The following is a 13,535-nucleotide window of genomic DNA, read 5'->3' on the forward strand; positions in this document are numbered from 1 at the left end:
CGCGCGCCTGCATTGGCGGTTCCGCCGTTCTTGCCCCTACGTATGTGCCGCCCCCGGGCGTCACTGGAGTGTGTCGTGATCCAGCCATCTGCGTATCCGATTGCCACGCAGGGTCATGCTGAGCCGATCGCCGTGATCGGGGCGGGGTGCCGGTTGCCTGGCGGTGTGGACTCGACGGACGCCCTGTGGCGCTTGTTGGTCGATGGCCGGGAAACCGTCGGCGTGGTGCCCCCGGACCGTTGGCCGGCCGACGCAGTGGCCGGGGCGGGGCCGAAGGTGGCTGAAGGCATGCGGTGGGGCTGCTTCCTGGAGCGAGGGATCGGGGAGTTCGATCCTGTTGCCTTTGGAGTCAGCGTTGCGGAGGCGGCCTGGATGGCTCCGGAGCACCGTCTGCTGCTGGAGGTGGCGCAGGAGGCGTGTGAGCACTCCGGGATTCCGCTGGAGGCACTGCGGGGCTCCCGGACCGGTGTGTATACAGCCATGTACGGGGTTGACTACGCGCTGCGCGGGCTTCGCCCACCGGATGCCCTGAACAACTACTGGAGCATGGTCGGGGTCCACGGCACGGCCGCGGGGAGGGTCGCGTTCCTGCTGGATCTGCGGGGGGCCTGCGATGGCGCTGGACACCGCGTGTTCCTCCGGCCTCGTCGCCGTACACGTGGCATGCCAGAGTCTGCGGGCCGGTGAGTCGGACCTTGCGCTGGTCGGTGGCGCGCAGTTGCTGAGCTCCCCCGAGACGATGCTGACGCACGCCGGATGGGGTCTGCTCTCCCCGTCCGGGCGCTGCCATGCCTTCGACGCGGCAGCGGACGGATTCGTACGGGGTGAGGGCAGTGTTGTCGTCCTGCTCAAGCGGCTGGCCGACGCCCACCGGGACGGTGACCGGGTCCTCGCGGTTCTCCGGGGGTCGGCGGTGAACCAGAACGGGCAGGGCACCCGGATGACGGTTCCTTCCCAGCGGGGGCAGGAAGCTGTGTTCCGGCAGGCGCTGCGCAATGCGGGGGTGGACGCGGCAGCGGTTGGGATGATCGAGGCGCACGGTCCGGGCACGCCGGCGGGGGATCCGGTGGAGTTCGCCTCGACGTCGGCGGTCTACGGGCGCGGGCCGGGACGCTGCGCGTTGGGGTCGGTCAAGACGAACATCGGGCACTTGGAGCCGGTGTCGGGACTGGCGGGCCTGTTGAAGACCGTGTTGAGCGTCGGACACGGCAAGATCCCCGCATCGTTGCACTTCTCCGAGTGGAATCCGCAGATCCGGGCGGAGGACACCCGGATGCTGCTGCCCACCCGGTTGATCGACTGGCCGGTCGAGGGCGGGTCAAGAGTCGCGGGTGTCTCCTCGTACGGGTTGGGCGGCACCAACGCTCATGTCATCGTCGAGCAGGCACCGCGCGTCCATGTCCCGGTCGTTGGTCGTCCGCGCCGAGCGCCGGTGCATGGGGGATCCCTGGAGGCGGGGGCGGCGGATCACGGTCGACCGTACGTCGTCGTGCTGACCGCCGGATCACCGGGTGCGCTACAAGTGGCCGCGGGGCGCCTGGCCGGCTGGCTCGACGCCGACGGCGCGACAGCACAGCTTCCGGATATCGCCCATACATTGGCGGTGCGGCGTTCGCACGCCGCCGTGCGGTTGGCGGTGGCGGCAGCGTCCCGTGCGGAGTTGGGATCGGCGCTGCGGGCTCATGTGCTGGGCCAGGAGGCGGACACCGCGCGTACGGGGACGGTGGGTCCCGGGGTGGCTGCCGGGCCGGTGTGGGTGTTCTCGGGGCAGGGCTCACAGTGGGCGCGGATGGGCTGGGGGCTGCTGGGCCGGGACAGGGCGTTCACGGACATGATCCGGCAGTTGGAGCCGGTTGTCGCGAGCGAGTCCGGCCTGGTGCTGTCCGAGGTCCTGTCCGCCCCGGAGGTGGTCAGCGGGTTCGCACGGGTGCAGCCGGTGCTCTACGCGCTGCAGGTCGCGCTGGCCGCGATGTGGCGTGGTCACGGGGTGGAGCCGGCAGCGGTGATCGGGCACTCCATGGGCGAGGCCGCCGCCGCTGTCGTGGCCGGCATGCTGAGTCCGCAGGACGGTGCACGGGTGGTGTGCCGACGATCACGCCTGATGGGGAAGGTCGCGGGACAGGGGTTGATGGCCTCGGTCCGGCTCGGCAAGGCCGAGGTGGAGGCCGAACTGGCCGCGGCCGGCACCGTGGACGTCACGGTCGCGGTGGTCAACTCGCCGTCCAACACCGTGATCGCCGGTGACGCGAAGCAGGTGGGTGCCCTGATGGAACGCTGGGCCGCGGCCGGTGTGAAGACGGCCCTGGTCGCGGTGGACGTAGCCTCACACTCCCCCCAGGTCGACCCGGCCTTGGACGACATCCGCGACGCATTGGCGGACCTGCGGCCCGGTCCCGCCTCCCTCCCCTTCTACTCCACGGTCCACGCCGATCCCCGACTGCCGGTGACGGCGGACGCGGGCTACTGGGTGGAGAACGTACGCCGCACCGTGCGGTTCCATGAGTCCGTCGTCGCCGCCGTACAGGACGGGCACCGGCTGTTCGTCGAGGTCGCCCCGCATCCGGTGCTGGCCGCACCGCTCGCCGAGACCCTGCACGCGGCTGGGCAGGAGCGGCCTCTGGTGTTGCCCACCCTGTTGCGCGGCAATGACGAACGGGCGGTTTTCGCACGGCAGTTGGCGGCGGCGTTCTGTGCGGGCTGTCCCATCGACTGGTCACGCGCCTACGGTGAAGGTGCCTTGGTGGACGTCCCGACCACATCGTGGAAACGCCGTTCCTATCTGGTGGACCGACCGGTGGTAGGTGTACTGGGGGCGGCGTCTGCGAGCGACCATCCGCTGCTGGGAGCACATGTGTACGGCTTGGACCCGGGGGACGAACGGCACTGGTGGCAGCCGCGCCTCGCCCTCACCGCCGTGCCGTGGCTGGCCGACCACATGGTCGAAGGTGTGCCCGTCCTGGCCGGCGCAGCGCTCTGCGACATGTCGTGCGCCGCCGCCCGCGACGTCTACGCCGCACCCGTCGGCCGGGTATGGGTGAGCGACGTCGAGTTCCTGCGACCGGTTCCAGTGGCCACCGAGCAGCGTCTGGTCGCCACCGCCGCCCCCGACGGGACCGGCGGCCACCGCTGGGAGCTGGCATGCCTGGGAGACGGTCATCACCGAACGGTGCACGCCACTGCCGTGCTGCACCACGAACACACCCGCCAGCCCGAGGCATTCGACATGGCCGAGCAGTCGGCCGCGCACACCGAGGCCGTCGACGTCACCGCCTACTACGGCCGCATGCGTGCCGGCGGCATCGTGCACGGAGACGCCTTCAGGGGCCTGACGGAAGTACGTCTGAGCAACGTCGCGCAGCCGAGCGCGCTGGCGCGACTGGAATTGAACGGCAACGCGCTCACGGGCGCCCGGGGTGTGAACTGGCATCCGGTCCAGCTCGACTGCTGTCTGCAGACCATGGCAGCGCTGTGGGAACAAGTCGGCGGTGAGCGTCTGATCGTACCCGTGCGCGTCGGCTCGCTCCGCGTCCACAAGGCCCCCCTCCAAGGCCGGTACTGCCTGGCCGTGCTGAAGGAAGCCGACAGCGAGCAGTGCACGGGACGGCTGTGGCTGCTGGACGAAACAGGGCAGGTGCTGGCGGAAGCCGACGACGTCGTCCTGCGGAGGGTCGGTGAACCGAGTCCCGAACAGCAGGTAGGCGACTCCCTGTTGACCATTCGCTGGCAGCCTCAGCCGTTGCCCGACCAAGCCCTCGCTCCTCAGGGGCACTGGCTCCTGCTCACCGAGACGGCCTCGGACGCCTTCGCCGACCAGGTCGTCTCGCTTCTCGACGCACAGGGCGGAACCATCACAACGGCGACTCTGCCGCCAGACGTCACGGCGGTCGAGGGCGCCGTGACGCAGTTGCTGGCCGACCCGGACCTGGGCGGTGTGGTCGTCCTTCCCGGAAGCGCGAGCACGACAGGGCCGCACGGCCTGGCGCTCGCCGAACAGCGGGTACGGCGCCTGGCCCTGCTCGTCAGAGAACTCGCGCGGCACGAGGCCATGGCCCGCCCGCGTCTGTGGGCCGTCACCCGTGGCGGTCAGAGCGCCCTGGCCGACGAAGCGGTGGACCTCTCCCACATCGGTATCCAAGGGTTGCTGAGGGTGCTGTCCTACGAGCACGGCGAACTGTGCCCGACCCTCATCGACCTCGACCGCGACACCGGTGCCGCCCAACTCGTCGCCGACCTGCTGGGTGGCGCCCGGGGCGACGACCAGGTTGCCTGGCGGGCCGGGGTGCGCTATGCCGCACGCCTGGCCCGTAGCCCCCTACGGGACGACGAACAGCACCAGTACACCTGCCGGGCCGGCACCGACCCGTTCGCCCTGCAACAGCACCGCCCCGGCGACATCGACTCCCTACGGTTCGTCCGTCACGACCGCCGAACACCGGGCGCCGGCGAGGTGGAAGTCGCTGTGGCTGCGAGCGGATGGGGCTTCTCACGTGTCCTGACCGCCGGGGATGCGGCAGGGCAGCCGGCCGGCGCGGACTGTGCGGGTACCGTCACCGCGCTGGGTGACGGCGTGGACGAGACGTGGCGGGGCCGCCGCGTGGCGGCCATGGCCGACGACTTGGCCTCGCACACGGTGGTGCGTGCCGACCACCTGTTCCCCGTGCCCGACAGCATGGACCTGCCCGCCGCGGCCGGCCTGCCCACAGCGTGGCTCACCGCCTGGTACGCCCTTCGTCGTCTGGCCGACCTCCGGTCCGGACAGAGCGTGCTGATCGAGCATGCCACCAGCGCGGTCGGCCTGGCCGCCATGGCCATCGCCCGTTACCGCAGCGCGACGATCCTGGGCACAGCCGGCACCGAAGCCGAACGTGACTACCTACGCTCGCTGGGCATCCCCCACGTCTTCGACCCATGCTCCCCCGCCTTCGCCTCCAGCGTTCGCGAGGCGACCGCAGGCCGCGGCATCGACGTGATCCTCAACTCCCGCGCCGGGTCCCGGACGGCCGGCCTGGACCTGGTCGCACCCGAAGGGCACTTCGTAGCACTCGGCTCCCCCCACCTCCGCGCCGGTGACCGCATCGACCTACGGCCGCTCCGCCACAACACGTCCCTTCACATCGTGGATCTCACCCTGCTACGCGACTCCCACCCCGAACTGATACCCCAGCTGATCACAGATCTGGCCCCAGCCCTGACCCACGGAGAAGTCACCGCCCTGCCCCGCATCGCTCGCCCCGTCACCGAGGCTGCTGCGGCGCTCCGCCCCGCAGACCCCGCCGATCCTCCCGCCCAACCCGTCCTCACCTGGCCAACCGACGGCACCGTCGAAGCCTTCCTGCCACCTGAGCAGGTCCCCGTCGTCCGCACCGACAGCAGCTACGCCATCACCGGCGGCCTCGGCGGCCTCGGCCTCCTCGTCGCCCGCTGGCTCGGCGACAACGGCGCAGCCGACATCGCCCTGTGCAGCCGATCCGCTCCCACCCCCTACGCGCAGAGCGTCATCGACCAGCTACAAGCCACCGGAGTCCGCGTCAGCCACGTGGCCGGCGACATCGCCGAACCGGGCGTAGCCGAAACCCTCGTGGCCCAAGCCACGGCTGCGGGCCACCCGCTGCGCGGCGTCGTCCACGCCGCGGGCATCGTCGAGGACGTCACCCTCGCCAACTTCACTCCCCACGTTCTGGAGCAGGTCTGGCGCCCCAAGGTGACCGGTGCCTGGCGTCTCCACGAAGCGACGGCGAACGAGCACCTCGACTGGTGGGTCGGGTTCTCGTCCATCACCGCCCTCTACGGCTCCCCGGGCCAAGGCCCCTACGCCGCGGCCAATGCCGCACTTGACGAATTCTGCGCCTGGCGACGTTCCCGAGGTCTCAAGGCCACCAGCATCAACTGGGGCCCCTGGAGCCGGTACGGCCGTGGCGTCGTACTGGAACAGCGCGGTTACGACGCGATCGACCCCGCCGAGGGCATCCGCGCCCTGGACACGATCCTGCGGCATGCCCGCCACCGCACCGGTTACACACCCCAGGACCTCGACCGTTGGGTGGAGAACTACTCCGCCTCGATGGAAAGCGCCTTCCTCACCGACGTCCTCACCCACCGGCAGACCACCTCCACCCCCGGCTCCACACACGTCCTCAGCCGACTGCGGAGTGCGAGCGGCGAAGGAGCCCGGCGTCGCCTGCTGGAGCAGCATCTCGCCGAGCACATCGCCGCCGTCCTGCGCATCCCCGCCGACACCATCGGCCCCGCGAACAACCTCGCCGCCCTGGGCCTGGACTCCCTCATGTCGCTCGAACTGCGCAGCCGCATCGAGCGCAGCCTCGGGGTGTCCCTGCCGCGGACGGTCATCTGGACCAGCCCGAACATCGCGGCACTGGCCGAAAGGCTCCAGGCCGACCCCCAGGCGACCTGGGCCGCTGCCGACACCGGTGCAGCGACATGAGCGTCCCGGCACCGCCCAGTCCACCGGAGGGACAGCACACATGACAACGGGTGCATCGGCGGTTCACGGGGCCTTCGTCCAACTGTCCGAAGGCTCCTTTCACTACCGCTACTGGTCCGGCACTCCCACCGGTCGGCCGCCCGCGCTGCTGTTGCACGGTGGCGCCGCCAGCACCGAGGTCTGGAACCGCATCGCCCCTGCCCTCGCCCGCACCAGACCCGTCTACGCCATGGACCTTCGCGGCCATGGCCTGAGCCCCAGAACTCCCATCGGCACCTACCAACTCTGGCGCGCCGCCGACGACGTCACCGAGTTCATCACCGCCCTCTCCCTGCAGCAGCCGTTGATCATCGGCCACTCCTGGGGCGCCGCCGTCGCCCTCGTGCAGGCAGCCGCCGCCGGTACGCGCCACCCCGCCCCGGGCGCCTCAGCGCTCGTCCTCGCCGAACCGCCCCCCACCTTCACCACGCCGCGAGTGACCGAGAGCGCCGAAGCCGCCGCCGAGCTGGCAGGCCGTCCGCTGGACGAACTGAGCGCGCTCTGCAGCGTCTTCTTCCCCGATCGCGACGGGACCGAGCTGCGTGCCCTGTGCCACGGACTGCACCACACCACGCCCACTGTGATCCGCAGCTACACCACCGACGCCGCGGAACACCCCGACCTCGTCCCCCTCATCGCGGACGCCCGCCCGCCGCTCCTGCTCATGCGCTCCGACCCGAAAGTCCGCAGCGTGATCGACACAGCCAGCTGGGACCGTATCCACGCATACCTACCGGCTACGGGCACCATGCTCCACATCCCAGGAGCCGACCACGACATCCATCGCAGCCGCCCTGACGCTTTCCTCGCCGCCATCCAAGCATTCGCCGCGAGCACATCTTCGCCCTCTCACCGCGAACGCCAACCCCACGAGGGGGGAACGAATGTCTGAACCGAGAATCGCTGCTCTGCCTGCCGGGCTTCTTCCCCCCGAGATCGTCCGGCTTCTCCCCGACATCCCAGATCCACAGCAACGCAGCGGTATCAATCTCCTCCGCACCCTCGCCCAGCATCCCGGTCTCGCAGTCGCCCACTACCCCTTGAGCATCTTCCTCCTCTTCGAAGGAGAAGTGCCGCCTCGCGACCGCGAACTGGCCATCCTGCGAACTGCGGCACTCACGGGAGCCGACTACATCTGGGGGCACCATTCCCGAATCGGCCGCGACTCCGGTCTGACCGACCACGACTTCACCGCACTCATCAGCGGCCCCGACGACCCGCACTGGAGCCCCTTCGAGTCATCCCTCATCCGAGCCGCCGATCAGATCCACCACGACAACAGCATCGACAAGGAAGCCTGGAATGCGCTGGGCAAGCGCTACAGCAACCAACAACTGATCGAATTGCTCTTCGTCGTAGGTCATTACCAGCTGATCTCCTACGTCACCAACAGCATCGGGATCACTCTCGACCCGGGGCTTCCGTTCCTTCCGACTTGATGCGGTGAGCACAGCGCCCCCTCCGCCGAAGGCCGGCAACCACCTTGCGGATGGCGGGATGCGTGGCGGCTGCCCGGTCGAGGCCGCCGTCGACCGGCTCCTCCATCATGCCCACGTCGTCCTGACCGAGGGCTCCTCGCTCCGGCTGACCCAGGCCACCAGCGGCCAGGGCGTCGTCGCGCTGAACCAGCCGAGCTGATTCCCGGCCCCCTCAGACAGGCTCTGGAAGCGGACCGAGGTGCTTGATGACACGCTCGCGCAGAAGGAGGTACTCCTCCCAGCGTCGTGGCAGCGGGCCCGGCGGGCGCTCGACGACACGGGCAGCCGTGACGGTCTGTCCCCGCTGGAACGGCTCGCGCGTCAGGTCGAGTTCCCAACCGCTGGGCAGCCTGTTCCACCAGTGGAAACCATGCTGGGTCCCGTCAAGGTGCACTTCACCGACCATGAGGCCGCCGCCGAAGACGTCGTTGACGATCAAGGCAGTGATGTCGCAGTGGCCCCAGGCCGGGTTGTCCGCCTGCCAGTCGGCCTGGTCATCGGGCGAGCAGGTGTCGGCGGCCCAGCTGGCTCGCAGGGCCTTGTCGAGATCAAGCAGGTTCCACGGGATCATGCCGCCAGCATCGCGGCCACCACTGACACACGCCCCGCCAAACAGGGGACGAACAGTCACACCAGACAGGGAGATCAACTGTCCGTCGGCAAGGACTTGAGTTGTCCGCTCACCCGGATGTCCCACTGTCCGTGGACACCGTGCATCACAGTACGCACCGCTGAGTTCCTCATTCCGCGAGCCTGACATGCTGTGCCGTCAGCGAGGGCACCCTCCGGCGGCTGCTGTGACGGTGGCGCGCCCATGTGGTACCTCCGGGGCGGTGCCCCGGACGTCCAGTTCGGCCACGTGGCCGGCGGCACCCCCTTCTGGATGAGCGCGGACCAGCACGTGTACTGGTCGCACACCCACCGCACCGTGGACGTGGTCACCGACCTGGACTGCGGCTTGCCCCTGGGAACCCCTCAGGGCATAGGGTTCCTGCTTCGCTCCCGGCTGCTCACCAACCACGAGTTGAGCACGACGAGTTGAGCACGACGAGACGGAACCGCCCCTCTACTCTCACGACGCCGGCAACGCGTTGTAGTCGGGGCCGAGACGGCCCTCTGCTACCCGCAGCCGCAGTGGTCGACCACCACGGCAACACCGCGCCCGAGACGGACCGCACAACAGATCAGCAGCGCCCCAGCACGGGACGGGTTTCCCGGGGTGATGGCAGGTGCCCGCAGGTCAGCACACAGTCAGCACGGGTAGAGCAAGAGTCCCGGTTCACTCCGGAGCTCCGACATCGTGACCTGCGCGTTTGCCATCAGGAACGATCACTGCTAAATGGACGCATGAGATACCTTCAGGGCATGGATCTCGATCTGCGCAAACTCCGTTACTTCGCCTCGGTGGCCGAGCACCGGCACTTCGGCCGGGCGGCGGAACAGCTCTACATCGCCCAGCCGGTGCTCAGCCGTCAGATCAAGTCCCTGGAGCGTGAGTTGGGGTGTCCGCTGTTCGTCCGGACCACCCGCAGCGTGGAGCTGACCGCCGCCGGCAAACAGCTCTACGAGGAGGCGCAGCAGATCCTCCCGTCCGTCGCCGCGGCGGTCCGGCGCGTCCACGACGTCGATGAGGGCGTCCAACGGCTCGCGGTCGCCTTCTCCCCCGGGCTGCATGTGTCGGATGCGATCCGGGCGTTCACGTCGCGCCACCCGGACGTCGAGATCGACGTCGTCCCGGCACGCTGGTGGGAGCAGGACCGCCCACTGCGGGACGGTCGCGCCCAAGTCGGTTATCTGCGGCGGCCGTTCGACGAGACCGGCTTGCGCATCGTTCCCATCGGTCACGAGCCCAGGGTCGCCTGCATACCCGCGGCACATCCGCTGGCGTCCCGCCAGGAGCTCGCCTCCGCGGACCTCGACGGCGAGCGGATGCTCGACACCCCGCAGCGGCGGACGTTGACGCTGGAGGAGAAGTTCGAGCTCATCGCCTCCGGACGCAACATCGCGCTGATCCCGCTGGGCGTCGCACGGTCCTACTCCCGCCCCGACCTCGTGCACCTCCCCGTCACCGACGCACCCGGGATCGAGACGTGTCTGGCCGTTGTCGCGGACCGGCCCGAGAAGCTGCTGCGGGACTTCCTGGAGATCGCCACCGCGACGCTGCGGCGCGCCTGAGCGGGCGGCGTGCGGGGCCACGGCCAGCGGCGGCTGCGTTCAGTCACTCCCGGGCCACCGCGGGCTTCGCGCACGGACGGACAGCCGCACCGGGTACCCGGAGAAAATCCTTGGCCAGTGGTCCATACCATGATCACGGCCGGGCCAACCCCTCTCCGACAGGACCCATCCATGCGAACCATCAGCGTCATCACCGCCGTACACGAAGGCGGCCACCACTTCATCGGTGACACCTACGAATCCCTGCGCGAACAAAAGCTCCCGGATGACTGGCAATGGGAGTGGTGCGTGCAGGAGGACGGCACCTCGGGAATCCCCGCGCAGAGCCTGCCCGATGACCCTCGGATCACCTGCGGGACAGGACTGCGGGCGCGCATAGCGGTGACACGCACGCACGCCCTCGCGCGCGCGAGGGGAGACCTGGTCCGGACGTTGGACGCGGATGACGTACTGCTGCCGGGCGCGCTGGAGCGGGACATCGAGACCCTGGAACGCGTCCCCTGGTGCGTGTCCGCCTGCATCGACCTCCACCAGGACGGGAGCACGGCACCGGGTCCCTGCGACCCTCCGGGTGGCGCCTTGGAACCCGCCCGCCTCTACCGCGAGGTGCTGGAGCGGCGCCTGTCCGTTCAGGCGACCACCTTCGCCGCGCACCGTCGCCTGGTGTTGGCGCTCGGCGGCTGGCAGGCGCTGTCCGGAGCCGAGACGGTCGCCCTGCTCCTTGCCGCGGAGGCCGTGGCACCCGGCGAGTTCATAGCGGAGCCGAGCGTCCTCTATCGCAAGCATCCCGACCAGACGACGGCGTCCCAGCACTACTGGGAAGCGCCCGAGGCGGCATCGCGGATCGACGCACTCGTGCAACGCGCCAGCGCCCTGCGGGAGTCAGGTTGGCGGTGGCGGCAGGCGCCCGGGTACCGACCCGCGCCCCCGGCGGAGAGGATCGAGTGAGGGCTCGCATCCGGCGGTGGGCGCTCGGATACCGGTGACGCGCCTGCGCACGCACATGCGCGAGACGCCAGGCAGCAGGCGCGGCGGCATCGGACGCCCACATTCCACCGCGCTTCCGGCGTAGACGACAGCCCCCTTTCGTCCGCCTCACGTCGTGCCGGGCGGGCCCGGGGCCGCGGGTGGGGAGGGTAGGGGTGGAGGCGAGATCGACATTAAGTTAGGCTCACCTAAGTATTCGGGGGAGGTCGGGGCACGTCCCGCACCGTCCGGATGAGTTCGCAACCACAGGCAAATTGGGCCGCAAGCAGTACTGCCCAGGAAAAGGACCTCGCATGACCATCGCCTCGCGTCGGATAACGCGCCGTCTCTTCACTGCCGCGGCGGCGACCTCGTTGCTGTTGGTCACCAGCGCGTGCGGCGGCGGAGGCAAGGGCGACGCCGAGGCCGCGGGCGGCAGCCACGGTGCCTTCCCGGTGTCGATCAAGAGTGCGCTGGGCACGGCCACCATCAAGAAGGAGCCCAAGCGGATCGTCACGCTCGGCCAGGGCTCGGCCGAGACGGCCATCGCCCTGGGCCACACGCCGGTCGGCGTGGAGGAGTACGCCTGGGGCAGCGACAAGTCCGGCTACCTGCCCTGGGTCAAGGACGCGGTGAAGAAGGCCGGAGACCCCCTGCCCGAGCAGTTCAAGGGCGGCGACCAGCTCGACATCGAGGCGATCACCGAACTGGCCCCCGACCTGATCCTGGCGCCGTGGTCGGGCATCACGGCCAAGCAGTACGACGTCCTCAAGGACATCGCTCCGACGGTGGCGTACCCGGACAAGGCGTGGAGCACTCGCTGGGACGAGCAGATCAACACCGTCGCCAAAGCCGTCGGGCAGCCCGAGAAGGGCACCGAGCTGATCAAGGGCATCAAGAAGCAGCTCGCCGACGCCGCCGCGTCCCGCCCGAACTACAAGAACGTGACCTTCTCCTACATCTACACCTCGGGTCCGGGCACCCTGGGCGTCTTCAAGCCCGCTGAGCAGCGGGTGGAAATGGTCAAGTCCCTCGGGCTCCAGGTCGACCCGGTGGTCAACACCTTCAAGGAGACCGACGGCACCGCCTCCTCCCTCATCGGCCTGGAGAACGCCGACAAGCTCAACAAGAGCGACGTCCTCTTCACCTTCTACTCCGACGACAAGACCCGTCGGGAGACCGAGGGCCAGTCGCTGTACGCCGCCATGCCGGCCATCAAGAAGGGTGCCGTGGTGGCCAGTTCGGACAACTCCTTCGTCACCGCTTCCTCCATGATCAACCCGCTGACCGTGCCCTACAGCATCAAGCGCTACCTGCCGCTGATCGACAGCGCGGTGAAGAAGGCCGGCAAGTAACGCCGCGGGACGGTTGACACATGGTCGCCACCATCGACACCGCGGAGCAACGGACCGCCGTGCGCCGGCCGGCCCGGCGCACGACCGTCGTACTGCTCCTGGCCCTGGCCGTGCTGGCCCTCGTCTGCATCGCCAGCATCATGTTCGGCAGCAAGATCCTGCCCCCGGGGCAGGTCTGGGAGGCCGTCACCGGCCACGCCGATGCCTACACCACCACCGTCGTCGAGAGCCGCTATCCACGCACCGCGCTGGGCATCGTGGTGGGCCTCGGCCTGGCCGTGGCGGGTGTCCTGATGCAGACGGTGACCCGCAACCCACTGGCAGAGCCGGGCTTGCTGGGCGTCAACACCGGAGCCGCCGCGAGCGTGGTGGCCGCCACCGCGTTCGCCGGCGTCTCCGGGCAGACGCAGACGCTGCTGTGGTCACTGCCCGGCGCACTGCTGACCGGAGTCTTCATCTACGTCATCGGGACCCTCGGCAGGGGGCTGAACCCGGTCCGACTGGTGCTGGGCGGCGCGGTGCTCACCGCCGTGCTGAGCGCCTTCATCCAGGCCGTCACCCTCAGCCGCCCGCAGGTCTTCGACAGCTACCGCTACTGGGTCGTCGGTGCGCTCGGCGGCCATGACTGGGACGCCGTGCTGAGCGTGCTGCCGTTGGCCGTCGCCGGATTCGCCGTCGCCCTGTTCCTGGGCCGCGGGCTGAACATCGTCGCGCTGGGCGAGGATTCCGCGACGTCCCTCGGCGCCCGCCCGGAGCGGGTCAAGGCCGTCGCGCTGCTGACGGCCACCGTGCTGAGCGCCGCCGCGACCGCGGCCGCGGGACCGATCGCCTTCGTCGGACTCGCCGTGCCGCACCTGGCCCGGGCCCTCCTGGGAGCCGACGTGCGGCGGCAGCTCGCCCTGAGTGCCGTGCTCGGCCCGACCCTCCTTCTGGCGGCCGACGTCATCGGAAGGCTCCTGGTACGCCCGCAGGAATTGATGGTCGGTGTGGTCACCGCGTTCGCCGGCGCCCCCGCCCTTCTGATCGCCGTTCGCAGAATGCGAGCCAGCTCATGACCCCCACCACCGCCACCTCGTCCAC

The 13,535-nt window shown here is 69.7% G+C and carries 10 protein-coding genes and 1 pseudogene; 10 read left to right on the forward strand and 1 reads right to left on the reverse strand.

From position 1 onward, the window contains the following. Positions 1–75 precede the first annotated feature (75 nt). The 5 genes and pseudogenes from JNO44_RS44325 to JNO44_RS45445 form a co-directional block, all read left to right on the forward strand. On the forward strand, positions 76–687 hold the full coding sequence (locus tag JNO44_RS44325) for a beta-ketoacyl synthase N-terminal-like domain-containing protein (protein ID WP_205360571.1): 612 nt from the start codon (positions 76–78) through the stop codon (positions 685–687). After that, positions 614–6,442: a type I polyketide synthase gene (locus JNO44_RS01280; protein ID WP_205360573.1), complete on the forward strand. Its 5,829-nt coding sequence runs from the start codon at positions 614–616 to the stop codon at positions 6,440–6,442. Before JNO44_RS44325 ends, JNO44_RS01280 begins: the two co-directional genes overlap by 74 nt. A 40-nt stretch (positions 6,443–6,482) precedes the next feature. Beyond that, positions 6,483–7,373, forward strand: coding sequence for an alpha/beta fold hydrolase (locus JNO44_RS01285; RefSeq protein ID WP_205360575.1), 891 nt, complete (start codon positions 6,483–6,485; stop codon positions 7,371–7,373). Then, positions 7,366–7,920 (forward strand): carboxymuconolactone decarboxylase family protein, encoded by a 555-nt coding sequence (locus JNO44_RS01290; protein ID WP_205360577.1) that lies wholly within the window; start codon positions 7,366–7,368, stop codon positions 7,918–7,920. The genes JNO44_RS01285 and JNO44_RS01290 overlap by 8 nt, the downstream gene beginning before the upstream one ends. Positions 7,921–8,002: 82 nt before the next feature. Next, positions 8,003–8,119, forward strand: a pseudogene (locus JNO44_RS45445) (ATP-binding protein); the annotation flags it as partial. Positions 8,120–8,131: 12 nt separating this feature from the next. Here JNO44_RS45445 and JNO44_RS01300 read toward each other — a convergent pair. Next, positions 8,132–8,530, reverse strand: coding sequence for a YunG family protein (locus JNO44_RS01300; RefSeq protein ID WP_205360579.1), 399 nt, complete (start codon positions 8,528–8,530; stop codon positions 8,132–8,134). Positions 8,531–8,722: 192 nt separating this feature from the next. Here JNO44_RS01300 and JNO44_RS01305 point away from each other — a divergent pair, with 192 nt between their 5' ends. The 5 genes from JNO44_RS01305 to JNO44_RS01325 all read left to right on the forward strand — a co-directional run bounded on the left by JNO44_RS01305 (position 8,723) and on the right by JNO44_RS01325 (position 13,510). Then, complete coding sequence (locus JNO44_RS01305; protein WP_420882604.1) at positions 8,723–9,001, forward strand: DUF779 domain-containing protein; 279 nt, start codon at positions 8,723–8,725, stop codon at positions 8,999–9,001. Between the two features lie 323 nt (positions 9,002–9,324). Then, on the forward strand, positions 9,325–10,134 hold the full coding sequence (locus tag JNO44_RS01310) for a LysR family transcriptional regulator (RefSeq protein ID WP_205369318.1): 810 nt from the start codon (positions 9,325–9,327) through the stop codon (positions 10,132–10,134). 171 nt (positions 10,135–10,305) lie between these two features. Then, the gene (locus JNO44_RS01315) at positions 10,306–11,082 is read left to right on the forward strand and encodes a glycosyltransferase family 2 protein (RefSeq protein WP_205360583.1); all 777 of its coding nucleotides are present in this window, start codon (positions 10,306–10,308) and stop codon (positions 11,080–11,082) included. Between the two features lie 332 nt (positions 11,083–11,414). Continuing rightward, a complete protein-coding gene (locus JNO44_RS01320; RefSeq protein WP_205360584.1) occupies positions 11,415–12,455 on the forward strand; it encodes an iron-siderophore ABC transporter substrate-binding protein in 1,041 nt (346 codons plus the stop codon). Positions 12,456–12,475: 20 nt separating this feature from the next. Beyond that, positions 12,476–13,510, forward strand: coding sequence for a FecCD family ABC transporter permease (locus tag JNO44_RS01325; RefSeq protein WP_052287248.1), 1,035 nt, complete (start codon positions 12,476–12,478; stop codon positions 13,508–13,510). Positions 13,511–13,535: the final 25 nt, after the last annotated feature.

The sequence above is a fragment of the Streptomyces noursei genome, assembly GCF_016917755.1.
Taxonomy (GTDB): Bacteria; Actinomycetota; Actinomycetes; order Streptomycetales; family Streptomycetaceae; genus Streptomyces; species Streptomyces yunnanensis.

What these genes read in the sequence shown, in the direction of transcription:
- JNO44_RS01315 (WP_205360583.1), top strand. Translation starts at nt 10,306, where the DNA reads ATGCGAACCATCAGCGTCATCACCGCCGTACACGAAGGCGGCCACCAC.
- JNO44_RS01290 (WP_205360577.1), top strand. Translation starts at nt 7,366, where the DNA reads ATGTCTGAACCGAGAATCGCTGCTCTGCCTGCCGGGCTTCTTCCCCCC.
- JNO44_RS01300 (WP_205360579.1), bottom strand. Translation starts at nt 8,530, where the DNA reads ATGATCCCGTGGAACCTGCTTGATCTCGACAAGGCCCTGCGAGCCAGC.
- JNO44_RS01285 (WP_205360575.1), top strand. Translation starts at nt 6,483, where the DNA reads ATGACAACGGGTGCATCGGCGGTTCACGGGGCCTTCGTCCAACTGTCC.
- JNO44_RS01320 (WP_205360584.1), top strand. Translation starts at nt 11,415, where the DNA reads ATGACCATCGCCTCGCGTCGGATAACGCGCCGTCTCTTCACTGCCGCG.
- JNO44_RS01325 (WP_052287248.1), top strand. Translation starts at nt 12,476, where the DNA reads ATGGTCGCCACCATCGACACCGCGGAGCAACGGACCGCCGTGCGCCGG.
- JNO44_RS01310 (WP_205369318.1), top strand. Translation starts at nt 9,325, where the DNA reads ATGGATCTCGATCTGCGCAAACTCCGTTACTTCGCCTCGGTGGCCGAG.
- JNO44_RS01280 (WP_205360573.1), top strand. Translation starts at nt 614, where the DNA reads ATGGCGCTGGACACCGCGTGTTCCTCCGGCCTCGTCGCCGTACACGTG.